The 18,776-nt window shown below is 57.6% G+C and carries 14 protein-coding genes; 9 read left to right on the top strand and 5 right to left on the bottom strand.

The genetic code is table 11. The features are described 5' to 3' along the window. Positions 1 to 13: 13 nt before the first annotated feature. The 4 genes from AC1DPR_RS11215 to AC1DPR_RS11200 form a co-directional block, all read right to left on the bottom strand. A complete protein-coding gene (locus tag AC1DPR_RS11215) occupies positions 14 to 1,048 on the bottom strand; it encodes an ABC transporter permease (protein WP_477816323.1) in 1,035 nt (344 codons plus the stop codon). Beyond that, positions 1,048 to 2,613, bottom strand: a complete 1,566-nt coding sequence (locus AC1DPR_RS11210) for a sugar ABC transporter ATP-binding protein (protein WP_477816322.1) — start codon at positions 2,611 to 2,613, stop codon at positions 1,048 to 1,050. Before AC1DPR_RS11210 ends, AC1DPR_RS11215 begins: the two co-directional genes overlap by 1 nt. Positions 2,614 to 2,688: 75 nt before the next feature. Further along, on the bottom strand, positions 2,689 to 3,699 hold the full coding sequence (locus tag AC1DPR_RS11205; RefSeq protein ID WP_112649340.1) for a substrate-binding domain-containing protein: 1,011 nt from the start codon (positions 3,697 to 3,699) through the stop codon (positions 2,689 to 2,691). A gap of 30 nt (positions 3,700 to 3,729) precedes the next feature. Beyond that, the gene (locus tag AC1DPR_RS11200) at positions 3,730 to 4,752 is read right to left on the bottom strand and encodes an ABC transporter permease (protein ID WP_477816321.1); all 1,023 of its coding nucleotides are present in this window, start codon (positions 4,750 to 4,752) and stop codon (positions 3,730 to 3,732) included. A gap of 195 nt (positions 4,753 to 4,947) precedes the next feature. Here AC1DPR_RS11200 and AC1DPR_RS11195 point away from each other — a divergent pair, with 195 nt between their 5' ends. Beyond that, a complete protein-coding gene (locus AC1DPR_RS11195) occupies positions 4,948 to 6,030 on the top strand; it encodes a LacI family DNA-binding transcriptional regulator (RefSeq protein WP_477816320.1) in 1,083 nt (360 codons plus the stop codon). 215 nt (positions 6,031 to 6,245) lie between these two features. Further along, positions 6,246 to 7,397, top strand: a complete 1,152-nt coding sequence (locus AC1DPR_RS11190) for an MFS transporter (protein ID WP_477816319.1) — start codon at positions 6,246 to 6,248, stop codon at positions 7,395 to 7,397. A 140-nt stretch (positions 7,398 to 7,537) separates the two neighbouring features. Here the strand turns inward: AC1DPR_RS11190 and AC1DPR_RS11185 are convergent, their stop codons facing one another. After that, positions 7,538 to 8,761, bottom strand: coding sequence for an MFS transporter (locus AC1DPR_RS11185; protein WP_477816318.1), 1,224 nt, complete (start codon positions 8,759 to 8,761; stop codon positions 7,538 to 7,540). A 779-nt stretch (positions 8,762 to 9,540) separates the two neighbouring features. Between AC1DPR_RS11185 and AC1DPR_RS11180 the strand changes: the two genes are divergently transcribed. The 7 genes from AC1DPR_RS11180 (at position 9,541) to AC1DPR_RS11150 (ending at position 18,775) form a co-directional block, all read left to right on the top strand. Beyond that, positions 9,541 to 10,245, top strand: coding sequence for a helix-turn-helix transcriptional regulator (locus AC1DPR_RS11180; RefSeq protein ID WP_477816317.1), 705 nt, complete (start codon positions 9,541 to 9,543; stop codon positions 10,243 to 10,245). 239 nt (positions 10,246 to 10,484) lie between these two features. Next, positions 10,485 to 11,804: a nucleotide sugar dehydrogenase gene (locus AC1DPR_RS11175; protein ID WP_477816316.1), complete on the top strand. Its 1,320-nt coding sequence runs from the start codon at positions 10,485 to 10,487 to the stop codon at positions 11,802 to 11,804. A 99-nt stretch (positions 11,805 to 11,903) separates the two neighbouring features. Beyond that, entirely contained in the window at positions 11,904 to 13,277 is a 1,374-nt protein-coding gene (locus AC1DPR_RS11170) for a glycosyltransferase (RefSeq protein ID WP_477816315.1), read from the top strand. Between the two features lie 16 nt (positions 13,278 to 13,293). Beyond that, positions 13,294 to 14,394 carry a hypothetical protein gene (locus AC1DPR_RS11165; protein WP_477816314.1) on the top strand — a complete coding sequence of 367 codons (1,101 nt, stop codon included), beginning with the start codon at positions 13,294 to 13,296 and terminating at the stop codon, positions 14,392 to 14,394. Further along, entirely contained in the window at positions 14,379 to 15,833 is a 1,455-nt protein-coding gene (locus AC1DPR_RS11160; protein WP_477816313.1) for a mannose-1-phosphate guanylyltransferase, read from the top strand. Before AC1DPR_RS11165 ends, AC1DPR_RS11160 begins: the two co-directional genes overlap by 16 nt. After that, complete coding sequence (locus tag AC1DPR_RS11155) at positions 15,826 to 17,340, top strand: right-handed parallel beta-helix repeat-containing protein (RefSeq protein ID WP_477816312.1); 1,515 nt, start codon at positions 15,826 to 15,828, stop codon at positions 17,338 to 17,340. Before AC1DPR_RS11160 ends, AC1DPR_RS11155 begins: the two co-directional genes overlap by 8 nt. A 4-nt stretch (positions 17,341 to 17,344) precedes the next feature. Then, positions 17,345 to 18,775 (top strand): MBOAT family O-acyltransferase, encoded by a 1,431-nt coding sequence (locus AC1DPR_RS11150; protein WP_477816311.1) that lies wholly within the window; start codon positions 17,345 to 17,347, stop codon positions 18,773 to 18,775. The last annotated feature ends 1 nt before the right edge of the window (position 18,776 follow it).

Genomic DNA, 18,776 nt, shown 5'->3' with positions numbered 1-18,776 from the left:
CTCCGGGACTGGGTTATTTCTTACGCTGGCGCGTGACGAAGAAGGCGGCCGCCAGCAAGATAAAGCTGCCGACGACGAGGCGCTGCCAGGTGCTGGGAATACCGACCATGACGAGCACGCTGTTGAGCACGACGATCAGCAGCACGCCGAGAAGAGTGCCGAGGACCGTGCCCGTGCCGCCGGTGATGCGCGCCCCGCCGAGCACGACGGCGGCGATGACATTGATCTCGGTGCCAACAAGATCGAAGGGGTTGGCCTGGCGGTTGGCGCAGACATGGATGATGCCGGCAAGACCGGCAAGGGCGCCTGCATAGCCGAACAGGAAGACATGCACGGTGCGCAGGCTGTAACCGAGACGGCTTGCGATATCGGCATTGCCGCCAACGGCAAAGATTGCACGGCCCATCAGGGTGCGGTTGAGGATCCACCAGGTTACGAGCGCCGCGACGGGCAGAACGAGGAAGTAGAACGGCAGCGTGATGAGCGCACCGTTGGCGGACTCAAACTGGACGAGCGGCATGCGCCCGAAGGCGCCCATCTGCGGTGGCAGCGACATGATCCACACTGTGCCGATGAACGAGAGCAGGAAGCCGCGGAAGAGATATTGTGTGCCGATGGTCACGATCAGCGACGGCACCTTCAGATGATGGACAAGCAAGCCATTGATGACGCCAAGCACCGCGCCGCCAAGTGTCGCCATCAGAATGACGATGACGATGGGCAAGCCTGGCAGGTAGCTCTGCACCAGTACCGTCATCGAGTACATGGTGAAGGCCGCGATCGCTGTGAAGGACACATCGATGCCGCCCGCCGCAAGGATAATGAAGACCCCGAGCGCGAAAAGCCCCATGACCACACTGGCGCGGCCGATGTCGATGAGCGTCGATGGCTGCAGGAACGCCGGGTTGGCGATGGCGACACCGACAGCGATCGCTATCAGGAGGATGAATGTGATGGTCTCTGGGCGACGGCGCACCAGCTCACCGAAAGTGAAGGAACGCGACGGGCCGTCGGCACCGTGGAGTTCATCGGTTCGTGAAGCGTTCATTACACGGTCTCCGTCGTAGTCGCCAGCATCGCCTTGTAAAGCTGGTCTTCAGTTGCCTGCTCCGCATCCATTTCCGCGACCACTCGACCGCCGTTCATGATGAGGATGCGGTCTGCGTTCTGAAGGAGTTCCGGCAGGTCGTCGCTGACAATGATAAGACCCATGCCGGCTTCAGCGAGCCCCTGGATGACGCGGTAGATCGTATCCTTGGAGCCAACGTCGACGCCGACGGTCGGTCCGTGCAGCACGAGTAGCTTGGGCGCGATGCTCAGCCATCGGCCGATCAGTACGCGTTGCTGGTTACCACCCGAAAGCGCCCCAACAGGCAGGTCGAGATTCTTGGTGTTGAGCCGCATTTCCTCGGAGAGCCGGGCCGCAATGGTGCGCCCCTCCTGTCGATCGACGACGCCGAAAGAATTGGCAAGGCGCGAGACGATAAGAGCGATCTCGTTTTCAAAGATCGACTTGCCGAGGAAAAGGCCTTCGGCGAGCCGGTCCTCCGGCACATAACCGATGCCTCGCTCGATCGCCTCGGCGGGCGAGCGTACCGAAACGGTCTGACCCTCGATCGTCACCACGCCGCTTGTCGCGGGTGCGACGCCGGTGAGTGCCATGGCAAGTTCGTTGCGGCCGGAATCGGCAAGACCAGTAATGCCGAGGATTTCACCCTTTTTGATCGAGAAGCTCATATCCCGCACGCCATCAGCAATGAGGCGGTCGACCTTGAGAAGTTCGGCATCGGACGGCTTGCCCGTACGATAGCGCTGAGCGTCGATGGATCGGCCGGTCATCAGCTCGGCCAGTTCCTTCTTGCTGTAGTTCGCGATGGGGCCCTGGGCGACGCACTGGCCGTCACGGAAGACGACAGCGTGGCCCCCGATGCGGTAGCATTCATCAAGCTTGTGGGTGACGAAAAGCACAGCGACATTTTCGGAGCGAAGGCGCTCGACGACACGAATGAGATTGTCCACCTCGCGACGCGTCAGGGACGTGGTGGGTTCGTCCATGATGACGAGCTTGGCGCGGGTCGCAATGGCCCGTGCGATGGCGACGAGTTGGCGGGACGCAAGCGGCAGATCGGAAACGATGGTGTTCAGGAAGGTCCGGTCGGTCGGCAGCCCCGCGGCGGCGAGCGCCCGTTCGGCCGTCTCCTTCAGTCGCTTGCGGTCGAAGAGGCGCGCCAGGCGGCCATTGCCGTTGACCAACTGCTCGTTCAGCGCGACGTTTTCGGCGACTGTGAGGTTGGGCAGAAGCGACAGGTCTTGGTAAACCGTCTCGATACCGGCAGCCAGCGCCTGGATCGGCGTCAGCGACGAAAAGGTCTCGCCATCGAGGATGATTTCACCCGAGGTCGGTGCGTGTGCCCCGGACATGATTTTGATGACAGTGCTCTTGCCGCACCCGTTCTCACCGAGAAGGTGGTAGGCTTCGCCCGGCTGGAGCGTCAAGTCGATGCCACGCAAGGCATGAACGCCGCCAAACCTCTTCTGGATGTTTCTAAGTTCAAGGAGCGCAGCCGAATGCTGCGCGGTATGTGTTTGTGCCGCCACGGAAATTGTCCTCATGCTGACCGGCGCGTCGTTGCGCCGGACGGGTCGGCCGGGAGGTAAATCTGCCGGCCGACTGACGGTTTGCGGGAATTAGAACAGGTGTTCCTTGTAGGTCGCCTTGTCGGCCAGGACCATGCCATTGCCGAGGATCAGCAGACCCTTGCCCGGGCCCTTTTTGACCGAGACCTTGTTGTAGCCTTCGACACCGAGATCCATCCCGTCGGTGACTTCCTTCTTTTCCAGCAGCAGCTTGGCAACGGAGTTCATGGCCATGCCGGCCTTCTGCGGATCCCAGAAGCCGATTGCGGTGATTGCGCCGGATTCGAGAAGGTCAGCGGATGGGTTCGGCAGGCCGGTGCCGACCAGGCAAACCTTCCCGCTCAGACCCGCTTCGTCGATCGCGCGGCCAACGCCGAGCACGTCATTGCCGGCCGAGGTCTGGAAGCCCTTGATATCCGGGTGCTTGCGCAGGATCTCCTTGGCCTTTTCATAGGTGCCGTTTGCGTCGTCGAAGGATTCGTTGTTCGGATCGACGAGTTCCATGCCGGCATATTTCTTGGCATTCTCTTCGCCGGCGCCGACCCACTGCATATGAGTGCGGCTACCTAGCGAACCAACAAAAGTCGTCCACTTGCCTTGCTTGCCCATGCACTCGGCCAGGCGCTCGTTGAGCGCGGCACCGTAGTCGGCATTGTCGAAGGCCTCGACGTCGGCATTGGTGTTCGTCTGGTTATCTGCTTCGTGAGTCACGACGACGATGCCGCGGTCCATGGCGCGCTGGAACGTACCTTCGAGAACAGCCGGGTCCATCGGCACGACGGCGAGCGCGTTGACGCCCTTGGCAACGAGATCGTTGACGATCTGCAGCTGTTGGGCCGAATCCGCTGTCGCTGGACCGCTCTGGGTGGCAACAACGTCAGTATTTGCCTCCTGATAGGCAACGACGCCCGTGTTCATGCGGTCAAACCACGGAATACCGCTGATCTTGACGACGGTGGCGATGACAGGCTTGTCCTGGGCGGCCAGCCCACCGATCGAACCTGCGAGCGCGACAGCTGCAACCGTGGTTCCAGCCAAAAGCTTCTTCGAAAACGACTTCATAGTTTCCTCCACGAATATTCCCTCCTGTTCTTACTTCGATGCTTGAGGGACAGGCACCGAAGGGGTTTGCGTGCGGCGACCTGGGGACAGGAAGCCAGCGATGTCGTAGCGGCCGATGGCCAGGAACGTGAGCAGCAGCAGGCCCCAGGCAAAATCGCGCACGAAATTGGAAAGGCCGCCGAAATTGAGCAGGCTCGACATAAGCTGCAGGGCGATGGCGCTGAGCACAACGCATACGACGCGCCCGTAGCCGCCCTCCGGCTTCACGCCCGCCATCACCGCAATGAGGATGGCGATGAGCAGGTACGAGCTGCCGTAGTCGAACTTCACATTGACGTTGCGCGCCGCAATGATGATCCCGGCAAGACCCGACAGCGTGCCCGAGATCGCATAGGTGGCGATGATCACGCGGTTCCTGGGAAAGCCCGCATAAACGGCTGCCCTGGGATTGGTGCCCATCAGCATCAGCCACAAGCCATAGGGCGTGAACTTCAGCAGTGCTGCAACGGCGCCGGCGACGAGCACAAAGATTAGAAAGCTGATCGGCACCGCAGCAATCATGTCGTTGCCGATGCTGGAAAGCAGCGCCGGGCTGCCGACAGCCACGGCCTTGCCGCCCGAAACAACAACCGCAAGTCCCATGAAGGCCATCTGCGTGCCGAGCGTGCAGAGGATGGGCGTAATGTTCAGCCGCGAGATGAGAAGGCCATTGATGACGCCGCCGGCAAGACCGACCAGGATCGCGCCCGCGATGAACAAGAGGCTAAAGGCCATGCCGCTCTCTGACACGGACAAAACGGATGACACGATGACGGCGGAAAGCACGCCGGAAAGATTGGCGAGCGCAATCCCTGACAGATCGATACCGCCATTGCCGGCACACATGGCGAGCATGACGCCGATGGCCAGAAGACCGATTTCCGGAACCTGGCTTGCCATGGACTGGAGATTGAAAACAGAAAGGAACGAGCCGCCTGAAATCAGGGCGCCTGCCACAAGCAACAGACCGTTTATGACAAGCAGCATCGCCAGCTGTCCGCCGGTTTTCTGCATGATCTCCTCCCATGTGTTTACTAAACAATATCAAGCTTCACTAAACGCTATCAAAGGATATTTGCGCTGACAAGCCCCGTTTTTGCGGGATATCGGTTGCGAATGGTCCAAAATTGGCTTAGGTCTCGCAAATACCGCTTAAATCGTTTAGTAAACTCGTTCGCAGTCGCAGCATGAAGGGCAACTTGTCTCCGCATGAAGAAACCGGGAAAACTGACCATCAGGGATATCGCCGAAGCGGCGGGCGTATCGCCCGCGACGGTTTCGCTCGTGCTGAACGGCAAGGGGGAGATTTCCGGCGTGACGCGGGCGCGGGTCTTAGAGGCGGTGGCTAGCCTCAACTACGTGCCGCGGGCAACGCGCAGCAACGCCGAACCGGGCGAGACCTTGCGCTTCTTGAAGATCGCCAAGCACGGCCACACGGTCAACCGCGACCATAGCGTCTTCATCTCCGACTATATCGACGGCATGTCTGCCGAGGCGACGCGGCGTAACTACACGCTCGAAGTCGTGAGCTTCGAGGGTCAGCCGATCAGCACGGTGGCGGAGTCGCTTGCCGGCGCGCCGATATCAGGCGTCATCGCGCTGGGTACGGAGTTGACCGAAGCCGATATCAGGCTCATTCAGGGTCTTGGCCTGCCGACGGTCTTCATCGACACGTTCTATGACGTGCTGGAGGCCAATTTCGTCGACATGAACAACGAGGACGCCGTCTATAAGGCGCTGTCACGTTTCCGCATGCAGGGTTTCCAGCGCATCGGCTTCGTCGCATCCCATGTCGACACAACCAACTTCCGCCTGCGCCGCGAGGCTTTTTTCAAGAACATGGCGAGGCTCGGCCTGCCGGTGAACGAGGCCGACATCCTTTCGGTGGAATCGACCTATGACGGCGCCTATCTCGATACTCGCGCGCTGCTTTCGACCGGGCTGGAGCTTGCCGAGTGTTATTTTTGCACAAACGACATTATCGCCTACGGGTTCATTCGTGCGCTTCGCGAATATGGCGTATCAATTCCCCAGGACGTCTCGATCATCGGCTTCGACAACCTGCCGCAGAGTGCGACCATGGAGCCGGGTCTGACGACCATCGACGTGTCGAAGCGGAAGATAGGCAACCTTGCCGTTACCGTGCTGGACGACCTGATTGCCGCCGCCGAGCCGCAGCCGCCAGTCAAGATCCTGGTTGGCGCTGAGCTTGTTCTGCGCGCCAGCCACGAGCATGGCGAATCGGAGACTGCGCAGGTCCGCGCGACGCGCAAGACACAGCAGCCCGTATAACGAAATCGCAAGGAAACTCATCTTGTCAGGGAAGAGGAACTCGCGTAAGACGCGTATCGTCGCTGCAACTACGCGGACCTGCCCACCGCTGGAGCGGCCGTTCCCTCTGACCGCTAACTCCATGCTTTAGGGCATCGGATGCGATGACTTTCGTTTGGATCACGGTCGGACGTTGAGGAATTTCCGCCACAACCTAATGACACGGGAGCCTGGAAATGCGTATTGAGCCGCAGGTGCGAATTTATACCTGCTTCTTCCTCTTTTCGGCATCGACCGGTGCCCTGCTCTCACGCCTTCCCGATCTCCAGGATGCCCTCCAGGTCAACAAGTCGGAGCTTGGCCTCACGCTGATTGGTGCAGCGATCGGTGCACTGATATCCTTAACGTTCTTTTCGCCCCTCGTGGCCCGTTTGGGTGCCAGAACCACTGCGTTCATAACCGTACTCGGGACGTCCGCGCTGATCGCCTCGGTCCCGTGGATGACAAGCGCCGAACTTGTTTTTGGGATCCTGTTTTTGGAAGGATTGCTCGCAGGAGCCCTGGAAATAAATCTCAACGTCGAAATTGACCGTATCGAAGCGCAGCTCGGCCGGGGTGTCATGAACCGTGCCCATGGTTTCTGGAGCCTTGGATTTTTCGTCACTGCGCTTATGTCATCAGGAGTGCGTCAGGCCGGCATCTCGATGCAACTTCACTTGGCACTGACATTTATTGCGGTTTTGATTGTGGCCGCTGTCGTGATCAGCGGAATGCGTAGTGCACCGGCACGGGCTTTGGGCGAGCATGCGGACGCAGGTCATGTCGCATTGCCGACGCTTGGTCTTCTTCCCCTCTGTGTCATAGGCATTGCCGCTTTCTTGGTGGAGGGTGCAGGCATAGATTGGTCATCGATTTACATGCGCGATGTTTTCCAGGTTGAACCATTTATCGGCGGCCTTGGATTGACCCTGTTCACACTGTTCATGGCGCTCACCAGGCTATTCGCGGATCGTTTTGTCGATCAATACGGCTCCCGGGCAGTCGCGGTCACTTTGCTGCTGATCTCAACGGCTGGACTCATGGCAGTTTGGCTTGCCCCCCATCCCCAGCTTGCCCTCGTCGGCTTTGCCTTAATGGGTGGCGGCTGCAGCGCCGTCTATCCGCTTGCGGTTTCGGCTGCCGCTCAGCGAACCGACCGGCCTGCGCATATGAACGTTGCCGCTTTGGGCCAGATGTCCTTCATCGTTTTTTTCCTTGCTCCACCTTTGCTCGGCTTTGTCGCTGAGCAGGCAGGTATTCGAATGTCATACCTGATCTGCATTCCGGTGATTGTCGGCGCGCTATTCTGCGTCAAATCGCTCTCAACAAGGCGAAGTGCGTTCGCGTAACCGCCCAAGTCGAGGAAACGAAACACGCACGGCATCGGCGTCTCGAACGGCCTGATGGCGGCGAACTTCCCGATGCCGTCAACTCTATCGGCATGTTAGACGCCACGGCAGAAGTCTGTTCCCAGTTCCGGGCAGCCAAATTAACCCTTGAGCGTCCTGACTTTGGCAAGCTCAGGAAACAGGCGTGTCCACATCAATACGATCGCAATAGTGCCGACGCCGCCGATGACGCCGGCCAAAAGAGGCCCCATGAAGCCCGCCAGCATGCCGGATTCGAATTCGCCGAGCTGATTGGAGGTACCGATGAAGAGCGAATTGACCGCATTGACGCGGCCGCGCATCTCATCCGGCGTCAAAAGCTGGACGAGCGAGCTGCGCACCACGACGCTGACGGTATCGGATGCCCCGACGACAAGCAGTGCACATACAGACAGTGCAATGTTGGTAGAGAGCGAAAAGACAACAGTCGCCGCGCCAAAGACGGCAACGGAAGCAAGCATCTTGATCCCGACACTGCTCCTCAGCGGCCGCCGCGCCAGCACGATCGACATGGCGAGTGCACCGATCGCCGGTGCGGCACGCAGCAATCCCAACCCCCAAGGGCCGGCATGCAGGATATCCCGCGCAAACATCGGCAGCAAAGCGGTCGCCCCACCGAGCAGCACTGCAAAGAGATCAAGCGAAATCGTCCCTAGCACGACGGGTCGGCTGCGGATAAACGAGACGCCGGCAAATATCGACGTCAGCGTTACCGGCTCGCGTTTTGCGGGCCTCCACTGCATTCGGATAGAAATTACATTGACGCTCGCAACGGCAAAGAACACGGCGGCGATGGCAAAAGGTGCGACCGGATCAACGCCGTAAAGCAGGCCGCCGAGGGACGGGCCGACGATGAAGGCAGTCTGCTGCATCGAGGTGGTCGTAGCGACAGCCCGCTGGAGCATCAATTCAGGCACGATATTCGGCAGCAACGCTGCCATCGTCGGCCGCTCGAAGGCGGCGGTAGCACCCAGGATCGTGACGGCAGCGAGTATACCCGCCGGTGTCAGCCACTGCTGCCAGGTGGCAATCGCGAGCGACAGCGAAGTCGCTGCCTCGATAAGCTGGCAGACAAGACCGATGCGTCGGCGGTCGTAGCGGTCGGCGACATGGCCAACGATGAAGGTCAGTACAACCATCGGCAGGAACTGGCAAAGGCCTACAAGCGCCAACGCAAAAGCGCTGTGCGTCTGGTCGTAGATCATCCACCCCATCGCGATCGCGATGCATTGGAATGAGAGAGAGGAGAGAACGCGGGAAGCCGCGAAATTGAGGTAGCCTGGATGGCGAAGGACGCTACCCGGCAGCACTTGAACAGTATCCATTTGAGCATCCAGGCCGGCGGAACCCGCTGAGCCATTTATAAGATTCTTATACGGTTTCTGTGCTGTTCGCATGACAGGTTTGTCAACCGCTGGAAGAGCAAATTGCTGCTTTGCGCCAGCGCGAACGAGATCGCCCACGTTCAAATCTTGTTGATCAAATTGCCCCGGGCCATCTGTTTCGGACAATTCCCCGGAAGGGCCGCCCCCCTAAAAGGGACCGGCAGGGTGGCCCGTTACGAATGACAAAAGACGGTGGCGACCGTCGCCAACTCAAACAATTGCGCAGGGGTGTCCATCCCTCCCTGTCTGAGCTTCTACACAAGGCACTCGTGAATTTCCTTTGGGGAGCCTGTCGATCGACCTGCCCCGGTACGGCACGCTCACCGATTTCTCGATAGTCACTTTGTGCCGCCGAGCGCGACATTGCTTTTGGCTGCCTCCGAATAGTGAATCCGACTTTTCATGTCGCTGCCGAACGCAATGAAGCAACCCGCGCCCCCAGCATGTGGTAATCCATCGGACATCAAGCGAAAGCCGCAATAGGCCAGCCTTACCCGGCATTGTGAGGAGCTTTTTCTCGCAATGCGAAGCAAAGTTTCAACGAGAAGACGTAATTATCTAAATTCCGTCTTGACAGATTAAGTAATTTTTAAAATTATCTCCACGTTCTCTAGCTTTCTGCATGTCATTGGAGGCAGTGCGCCATGGTGTACTGGATATGCAGCAAGTTCCTAACAGTAATAAATGGGAGGAAGTTTCATCTTGATTGAGGAACTTTCATGGGAACTAAAAGGATTCGGGTTTCGGTAATTTGCTCGTCTGGTGAACTATCCGAAAAAATTCGGTCGGGAGTCTGCGCTGATCATGGGATGTGCTTCGTCGATACGAAGCGCGCCGGTGAGTCTGTGCATGAATTTGTCGCCCGAACATTGCCCGCGGTTGTATTATGCGAAATAGCCAGTTCCGCCGACGTTGCGACTGGCACTGCAATACGCCGTTTGGCCGACACGGAGACAGAGTATCCGTTCACCCTGATATATGCCCTGAGCCGCGCAAGCGCGGATCTCATTCGTGACATCTATGTCGATGGCGTATCAAGCATGGTGTTTACGAATGACGACAACAGGGACATTCGCGCAGCAATCGCGAGCGTTGCGGCTGGTCACCACCATATCAGTCCCGCAGTCTTCAGATCGCTACCCGATTTACATATTCGCAGCTTCTACTCACTTCTCAACGGCCCATCACCTGCGGCATCGCGGTTGTCGGAAGGCAACCTGAGCGTGCGCGAAGAACTCGTTCTCAAGCTGATTGCCTATGGCTTCAGCACCAAGGAGATAGCGGCAGAGATGCGGCTAAGCACAAAAACGGTCGACACATACAGAGCACGTGGAACAGACAAGCTAAGCCTTTCGAGCCGCGCATCCATAGTAAAATATGGAGCATCAAAAGGTTGGTTTGATATTTATCAGCAACAAAGCTGACTATTCCTCAAGTATTTATCCAATTATTCCTTCTGGACCTTTGAGTTCCGGAAGAATATTCCTATCTAAGCGATCTATTACTTCCAATTTGCCCTACATCTATTCTTATTTATCCGACTTTTTTTCTTTTTCTCCCAACGTATTCTTCGTATGTGCCTGACGATACTTCGGTACGCCGGAGAACCGTCCCGTCGTGTTGCCAGGCCACTCGGAGCAAGATGCAATCGTGGGGACACGTTATGGCGAGAATTAGTATACTTGGTATCGGATACGTTGGAGTTGTGTCTGCGGCCTGCCTTGCAGAAGATGGGCATACCGTCGTTGCCGTAGACATTGATCCGGCCAAGGTGGCAAAACTAAATGCCGGCGAAGCGCCGATCGTGGAAGCGGGGCTGACGCCGTTGCTTGAGCGCAACGTTGCGCGAGGTCGGCTGAGCGCCTCGACAGACATTGCCGCTGCCATTGCCGAAACGGACTTAACGTTCATTTGTGTTGGCACACCCAGCGCGCCAGATGGTGCTGTTGGATTGGACTACGTCAAGCAAGCTTGCGGCGACGTTGCAACGGCGATCGCACAAAAGGCGTCCTTCCACTCTGTCGTGATACGATCGACCATCGTTCCGGGCACTATGAACACCCATTGCATACCGATCCTGGAGCAGCAGTCCGGATTGATCGCGGGCGAAGGATTTGGTGTCGGCTACTATCCGGAGTTCCTCCGCGAAGGCACGGCCATCGAGGACAATTACAATCCCGGCCTCATCGTTTTTGGCGCGATAGATCCTGTCACCGAGCGACTGCTGCGCGACATCAACGAAGGATTGCCATGTGCCATTAACGTCGTTCCTTTGGCGACGGCGGAAATGATCAAATACACCAGCAACTCCTGGCGTGCGGTCAAGGTCACCTTTGCAAACGAAATCGGGAACATTGCCAAATCCTGCGGCATCGATGGTCAGCTGGTGATGAAGGTGCTGTGTTCAGACGACAAGGTGAACATGTCACCCTATTTCATGCGCCCCGGCTTTGCGTTCGGCGGTTCTTGCCTGCCGAAGGATGTTCGTGCCCTTCGGCATCTTGCGCAAGGCAAGGCAATTTCAACACCATTGCTTGACTCGGTCCTGACAGCAAATGCCGAACAGATCGAACGGGCGGAAACGATGGTCGAGAACGCGCCGGGCAAGTCGATCGGGATGGTGGGTATCAGCTTCAAGGCAGGTACCGACGATTTACGTGAAAGCCCATTGGCTGAGCTCGCATCGCGGCTGATATCCAAGGGTTTTGATCTTAGAGTCTACGATCCGAGTGTCAGCGTCGCCTATGAACATAGCATGGGCGGCTCGGGCCGGGGCAGCGGCGTCGTCCCAGACCTCAAGGAACGCCTTGTCAGCAAAATCGACGAGCTCATCTCGGGCGCTGACATCCTGCTTGTTGGCAATCGCTATGAAGAGGCGCTTGAGCCTCTGACCGCGGCGGCTGCAACCAAGAGCCTGGTTGACCTCACTCGCATCGATCCGAAGATGCGCTCGGGTGGTCTTTACGCAGGCATCTGCTGGTAGGAGCTGAGTGTGCTGGGCCATCTCCTCTATATCCTTGTGTTCTCGAGCGTCGCGGTTGCGATCCCCGCTCACCAGCTTGCCGAGAACACGGGGCTAATCTTGACCATCGGCACATTGGGACTGTGGCGGTACGGCTGGGGCGCGATCAACTTTATCCGAGCGCAGATCTTCATTCATGTTGTTCATCCTCGTCGGCGCGCCACCCTTTCGCGGATTTATCTTGAACGGAAGCGCCCGGCTCATTCTTTCTTCCTTGCGACGACATACAAGGTCGATACGGCCGTCACGACCAAGGTCTATCGCTCGCTTTTTAGGGCGGCGGCGGCTTCACGAGGTGGTGCTACGGTTGTTGCCTCGATCGTGGATGCTGCTGACGAACGGCTCATTCGGCAAATCTATTCACTGATGCGGTCCGAGATCGCTCACGTAAGGCTAATTGTTGATCGCATTCCCGCTACTGGAAAACGTGATGCGCTTGCAACCTCCTTGCGCATCATAGCCCGGCAGTGCCCTATGCCCGACGACATCGTGGTTCTCATTGATGGTGACAGTTGCCCACCGGTGGATCTCGTCGAGAAGTGCGCCCCCTTCTTCATCGATCCTAAGATCGGTGCGCTCACGACGGATGAGGATTGCGAAATCGTGGAGTCCCGGCTGTTCCGAGACTGGTTCAATTTGCGCTTTACTCAACGCCACATGATGATGTCTTCCATGGGACTGTCCGGGCGCGTCCTGACGCTGACAGGACGTCTGTCGCTCTTTCGGGCATCACTCGCCTGCGACCCGGATTTTATCGACAATGTGCAACACGACTGGCTCGTGCACTGGCGACTTGGAACCGTGCGGTTTCTGACCGGGGATGACAAGTCAACCTGGTTCTGGCTGCTCAAGCGCGGGTTTAAGATGGCCTATCTGCCAGACGTTCGTTCGGTCTCTATGGAGAGCCAGCCAAAGCCCGGATTCGTTGATTCTGCGGTTGCGTTGATGCTGCGATGGTTTGGCAACATGCTGCGAACGAACGGAAGAGCGCTCGCGCTTGGGCCACGCCGTATTGGTTGGTTTACATGGTGGTCTGTGCTCGACCAGCGTGTATCGATGTGGACAACACTGTTTGGTCCGGCGACTGTATTGATGTCGGCTCTTCTTGTCAGCCCTCTTGTCCTGCCTCTCTACCTGGCATGGGTCATGTTCACCCGGTACATTTACTGCTGTCTGCTAACGACCTTCAGGCCCGCCTTTCCGATCACCTACCCATTCCTGTTGTATTTCGGCCAGATCGGCGGCGCGCTTGTAAAGAGCTTTGTCCTCTTTCGCCTCGATCGGCAAAAATGGACCCGGCAGTCCACCGCACGGCGTGCGCGTCCGGCATCTGCATCCGAACGCTTGAAAAACCTTTCCTCGACTTACGTTCACCTGCTGGCGAGCTCCTGGCTCCTGCTCGCCGCCCTTATGATTTCCACCGCAAAAATGTGACTTGGAAGGATCTCTGATGACGACTATCGACCATCGCGAAAAAGAAGTGCCTTCAGTCGACAAGGGTGCGGGCGACGTGCCCGATTTCGAAGAGGCGAATGAACATCCGCGCTTGCGCATACCGTTTTCCGTCACGATCGATGGCCGCGCTTATGAGGGGGTAACCCTTTCCATGGTAGGCGCCAGAATTGCCGGAATTGCAGCGGCTAACTGGGCGGGGGCCGCCAAACTTGCCATCTTTCGCTTCAACTTCAAAGAATTCTGGTTGTCACTGCCGATCGATGTGACGGTTGCGTCGAGTGATAGTGAAACCGGCGCAATGATCTTGCGATTCCGCGATCCGACTGGTCAGCACATGCCGCAGATCCGCTATCTCTTGAATAGCTGGCTTGCAGGCGACCAGATTACCCTGAACGGGCTCCTTGGCACGCCAGGGGCCGGACAAGGTGAAACTACGTCCACTCCAAAAGGCGCCCTGCAGCCAGGTAACGCTGTTCTGGCCAAGGTAGCCGGGACACTCGGTATCAGTTTGGCCACCATTGGCCTCATCGCCTTCATCGCATCAGGACTGAGCAACCGGCTTTTCGTGACTGACGTCGATGGACCCGCGGTGGTTCAGCGTCAGGGCCTGACAATGAAGGCGACCACCAGCGGTCAGATTGACTTTATCAATTTGAACGCCGCGGCCGGCCAACCGGTCTATTCGATCCTGTCATCGAATGGCGTCTCTCTGACCGCCAGCATGCCTTGCGACTGCGATGTGATCCCAGCAGGAATCGAACGCGGCTCCACGGTCCTCCTCGGACAACCGATCCTCGATGCAAACAGGCGCGACGCACCACTCATCGTCCAGTCTACGCTGACAGGCCCCGAACTGCGCCGACTGGCCGAGGGGGCGACAGCTGAAATTGAAACGCCTGGCGGAAATCGAATTGAGGCTAAGGTTGTCCTCGACCGTACTGCCACCGGCCCCGGGGGGCCGCTGCCGGTCACTCTGCTTCCCATTCGACCATTGGAGGCCACTCCCGGAACACCGGTGGCGGTGCGCCTCGACAACTCGCCTGAACTATTGCGTTCGATGAAGGCCGGCCTGTCATATCTGTGGGGTTCGAAATGAGTGACATTCATCCACTGATTCTCTGTGGAGGTTCAGGGACTCGTCTTTGGCCGCTTTCGCGAGCTCATCAGCCAAAGCAGTTCCAACCGATCAATGGCGAAGGTTCCCTGACGTTCTTTCAGAGTACGGTTCAACGCCATCGCAGCGATCTGTTCTCCGACCCGATCGTCTGCGTCGGTTCTCGTCATGTGCAAACCGTTGGCCGCCAGCTTCGTGAAATTCAAAGCAAGGCACACATCATAACTGAGCCAGTGGCAAGGAACACGGGCCCAGCGGTACTGGCGGCATCACTCTATCTTGCTGGTGCCAAACCTGATGCTGTGCTGGTCGTGCTTCCATCTGACCATGTCATTAAAGRCGAGCTCAATCGGTTGATTGCACAAATGCACGATGCGGCCCTGGATGGATTGGTCGTGACCTTCGGTATTCAGCCCAGCTATGCCGAAAAAGGCTACGGGTACATCATGGACGGAGGCCGGTTCGACCATTATCCAGGCCTGCATCGCGTCGAAAGCTTCATCGAAAAGCCGAGCACAACGATCGCTCAATCGTTAATTGACACAGGCTTTGCATATTGGGCCTCGGGCATCAGCATGTTTCGGGCAAGCAAGCTGATCTCGGAATACCAGCGTCACGACCCGGCGACATTTGCGCATGTGCAGGCGGCTCTCCAGTCCGCCTCGCCCCTTGAAACAGAGGCGGGGCTGCTGCTCGACGAACGACATTTCATGAAAGCTGAAAGTCAACCAACCGAAAAGGCGGTGTTTGAACGGTGTAAGGACATTGCCCTTGCGCCGGCGGCGATCGAATGGGACGACGTCGGCGGTTGGACCTCTCTCCACGCGATCGGAATGAAAAACGAGAGTGGCAATGTCACGTCAGGGGACGTCGTTCTGTTTGATACGCGAGGCTCTCTGGTCCGCGGCGGCGAGCGTCTGGTTGCTGTCGTCGGCATGAACGATGTGGTCGTGGTCGATACCGACGACGCATTGCTTGTCACAAACAAGGCAAGCGCCCAGGACGTCAAGCGGATTGTCGAGCACCTCGTGACCCTCAAGCGTCGGGAAGCAGAAAATCATCGCAGCCAGGTCACCGAGTGGGGCAGGATCAAGTCGATGCAATCAGGCCCCGGCTTTGCCATGGATCTTCTCAGCATAGACAGCGGAAAGACCGTCACCCTTGTTGGCGAGGAGGGCGTATCGCGGACTCTCGCCGTCATCCACGGTCGCCTGCAGCTTGTTGGTGACCACACCCAATCCGAGTTAACTCCCGGGCTGTCGGCGATGGTTGCGATCGGCAAGGAGGCAAGACTTGTCAATACCGCGGATACGCCGGCCGAGGTTATTGAAATCAGCTGTGGCAATGCCAGCGCAATTGGCCTGTCCGGTCAATCACTTGCCGCCATTGCGGCTGATGTGAGGGCGGCCGATTATGCCTAGTCGTCCTGCTTTTGTTATTGCCCTTGCCGCTTGCCTAGCGTGGCCGCCTTTCGCGCTCGGCCAGCAAACGTCATTCAAACGACAGCTGGAAGCGCTCGAGTTCGAGACACGCAGCTTGGACGTGCCGTCCGCCGAGATCTTTGCGCGCGCCAACGAGTTTGCCGGAATCGGCAAATTGCAGGCGGGGGAGCAGGCCGCGCGACTTGTGCTGCCACAAGGTCAAAAGCGTGTCAGTCGTTCGCCCATCGACATTCTCATGCGTCGCATTGGACTTTCGGCGAGCGACGGCTTCGTAGAGACGAGCCTCAAGGCGCAGCCCGACCCGCAGGCAAGCGCCATCGTTATCGAAAGTGGCTCTCATACGTTGGACGATGTTCGACAGGCATTGGAGTCAAAGGGGATTGGGAGCTATCTGGAAAGGCGGCCGGAAGGATATGTCGCCCACCGACCCATCTTCATTTGGGGCGGCGGGGCACTGACAATCGGGCCGGGCGAGACATTGACCCTGGACAGCAGCCAGGGCGCTTTTATTGTCAATACCGGCGTGCTCGAAATCATTGGAGCCCGACTGGACGCAACACCGGATGCAAAGAGCGATTTCCGGCCATTTCTGCTGACGACATTTGCCGGCGCGACACAGGTTAGTCGAAGCGTAATTTCAAACCTCGGCTCTCCCGCGTTTCCCGAATCAAGCGGTTTGGCATTTACGCATCAACAGTTTTCGGCGTCGGGAACAGCGTCGATGCTGAGGGATAACCTGTTCAGGAACGGCGTTGGGGTCGCAGTCACCGCGTCGAATAGGCTTGACGTTACCGGCAATCGATTTGTCGACGGCTCGAAAACAGCAGTCCTTGTAAAGGCGGCGCGCGATGTGCGTATTGCCGACAATATCGTTTCGCAACGAACCGGTACGCACGCCATCAAGGTGACTGACAGCTCCAGTCAAATCGACATTTCGCACAACGTTATCGTTGACAGTCCAGGTAACGGAATCTTTGTGGATGGCGGAGCAACTGATGTCAGGATTTCTCGCAACCTCGTCGGGAAATCAAGGCTGGCAGGCGTCAGTGTCGCTGGTTCGGCTTGTGTTGCGATCACAAGCAATTTTGTCATCGCCAATGGCTCGCGGGGCATCGCGATGCGGTCCGTCCTTAGGGGCAAGGTTGAAGACAACCATCTGATTGCAAATGGGTCGGCGGGTCTGGCGATTTCCGGACAGTCCGACCATGCCGCCCTCCTCGTTTCTCGAAACATTTTCAAGGACAACCGCTTCGGGTTGAGCGGCGCAAGGCTGGGTGAGTTAAGCCTTTCCGCAAATGACTTCGAGCGGCAGCTTCCAAGAATCGCTGATGGCGAGTTCGCAACCAATCTCGGCGAACTGCTGGAATTTGTCGCATCCAGCAAGCCTGGCGAATTCAAGCTGGCGTCGACCACGTCAGAGGGTGGTGAGTTGTCGCAGTTTTCAGCCGTCGATCTGGCTCATTGCGTCGCCAAGAAGAGAGCATGACGTCATGGTGTTTTCCTCCGAGGTTTTTGTTTTTCTTTTTCTTCCAACCTTCCTGGTCGCCTACTATGCGACGCCCGTCGCCGGCCGCTCTCTTACCATCCTCATAGCCTCCTATATTTTTTACGGCTGGTGGCGGATGGATTTTCTGGCGCTGCTGTTTGCGACCACAGTGTGGGTTTACACCTTCGCGATCGCCATCGAGCGCAATCGGGAGCGGCAATTGGGAAAGATCCTGTTGACGCTTGGTATATCCGGCTGCCTGACAGTGCTTGGCATTTTCAAGTATCTGAATTTCTTCATCGACAGCCTTGCGGCCCTGATCGGCACGGATGCCGAGGGCCTTGGTGTCCACTGGCGTCTCATCCTGCCAATCGGCATCTCCTTTTATGTCTTTCAGTCGATCAGCTACCTGATCGATGTCTATCGCCGGGACACAGCGGCAACGCGCAACTTCATTGATCTGGCGGCATACAAGGCTCTGTTCCCACAACTCATCGCGGGACCGATCCTGCGTTTCAAAGATCTGGCGGACCAATTCAAGCATCGTGAACACACGTTGCAGAAGTTTGCCGACGGCACGGCACTGTTTGTCATTGGCCTTGCAAAGAAGGTGTTGATTGCAGATCCGATCGCGCCGATCGCGGACAGCATCTTTGCAAGCCCTCACCCGACGTTGATCGAAGCCTGGCTTGGCTCCATCGCCTACATGATGCAGCTCTACTTCGATTTTTCCGGATACAGCGATATGGCGATCGGACTTGGCCTGATGATCGGGTTTCGCTTCGCTCCAAACTTCGACGCACCATATCTCAGCCGCAGCATCACCGAATTCTGGCGCAAATGGCACATCAGCCTTTCAAACTGGCTTAGAGACTATCTCTATATCCCGCTTGGTGGGAGCCGCCACGGTCCTATCCGGACCTACGTCAACCTGATTTTGGTCATGCTGCTCGGTGGGCTCTGGCACGGTGCCAACTGGACTTTCGTGCTCTGGGGCGGATGGCACGGTGGCTGGTTGGCGGTCGAACGCGCAACCGGCTGGAACAAGATTGCAGCCTCGTGGTTGATTGCATTACCCATGACGCTTTTGATCGTTTTATTGGGTTGGGTTATTTTCCGGGCAGAGAACGTCTTTGTCGCGCTCGACCTCTATACAGGCATGCTGGGGTTCAACGGGCTGTGGGTTCGACCAGAGCAACTTCTCGATATCACACACGAGGGATTGCTCACGCTTGCGGTAGCTTGCGTCATTGTCGTAAGCGAGCCTTACCTCCTGGTTCTGGAACGGACGAACGTTGACCTGCCCTCTGCTGACGGCAGCGCTACAGCGCGCCAATCCATTGCTGTCCCTTTAGTGCTGACATTGCTGGCAACCGTGACGGTATTGAAGCTCGCGGAGGCCAATCACTCGCCGTTTCTCTATTTTCAGTTTTGAG

Source organism: Rhizobium sp. 01T417 (genome assembly GCF_056398905.1).
Note: the sequence above shows the minus strand (reverse complement) of the source record. Positions and strands in the feature narration are given on the sequence as shown.

Excerpts from the sequence above, each read along its gene's own strand:
- AC1DPR_RS11215 (WP_477816323.1), bottom strand. The coding sequence starts at position 1,048 with ATGAACGCTTCACGAACCGATGAACTCCACGGTGCCGACGGCCCGTCG.
- AC1DPR_RS11210 (WP_477816322.1), bottom strand. The coding sequence starts at position 2,613 with ATGAGGACAATTTCCGTGGCGGCACAAACACATACCGCGCAGCATTCG.
- AC1DPR_RS11205 (WP_112649340.1), bottom strand. The coding sequence starts at position 3,699 with ATGAAGTCGTTTTCGAAGAAGCTTTTGGCTGGAACCACGGTTGCAGCT.
- AC1DPR_RS11200 (WP_477816321.1), bottom strand. The coding sequence starts at position 4,752 with ATGCAGAAAACCGGCGGACAGCTGGCGATGCTGCTTGTCATAAACGGT.
- AC1DPR_RS11195 (WP_477816320.1), top strand. The coding sequence starts at position 4,948 with ATGAAGAAACCGGGAAAACTGACCATCAGGGATATCGCCGAAGCGGCG.
- AC1DPR_RS11190 (WP_477816319.1), top strand. The coding sequence starts at position 6,246 with ATGCGTATTGAGCCGCAGGTGCGAATTTATACCTGCTTCTTCCTCTTT.
- AC1DPR_RS11185 (WP_477816318.1), bottom strand. The coding sequence starts at position 8,761 with ATGGATACTGTTCAAGTGCTGCCGGGTAGCGTCCTTCGCCATCCAGGC.
- AC1DPR_RS11180 (WP_477816317.1), top strand. The coding sequence starts at position 9,541 with ATGGGAACTAAAAGGATTCGGGTTTCGGTAATTTGCTCGTCTGGTGAA.
- AC1DPR_RS11175 (WP_477816316.1), top strand. The coding sequence starts at position 10,485 with ATGGCGAGAATTAGTATACTTGGTATCGGATACGTTGGAGTTGTGTCT.
- AC1DPR_RS11165 (WP_477816314.1), top strand. The coding sequence starts at position 13,294 with ATGACGACTATCGACCATCGCGAAAAAGAAGTGCCTTCAGTCGACAAG.
- AC1DPR_RS11155 (WP_477816312.1), top strand. The coding sequence starts at position 15,826 with ATGCCTAGTCGTCCTGCTTTTGTTATTGCCCTTGCCGCTTGCCTAGCG.
- AC1DPR_RS11150 (WP_477816311.1), top strand. The coding sequence starts at position 17,345 with ATGGTGTTTTCCTCCGAGGTTTTTGTTTTTCTTTTTCTTCCAACCTTC.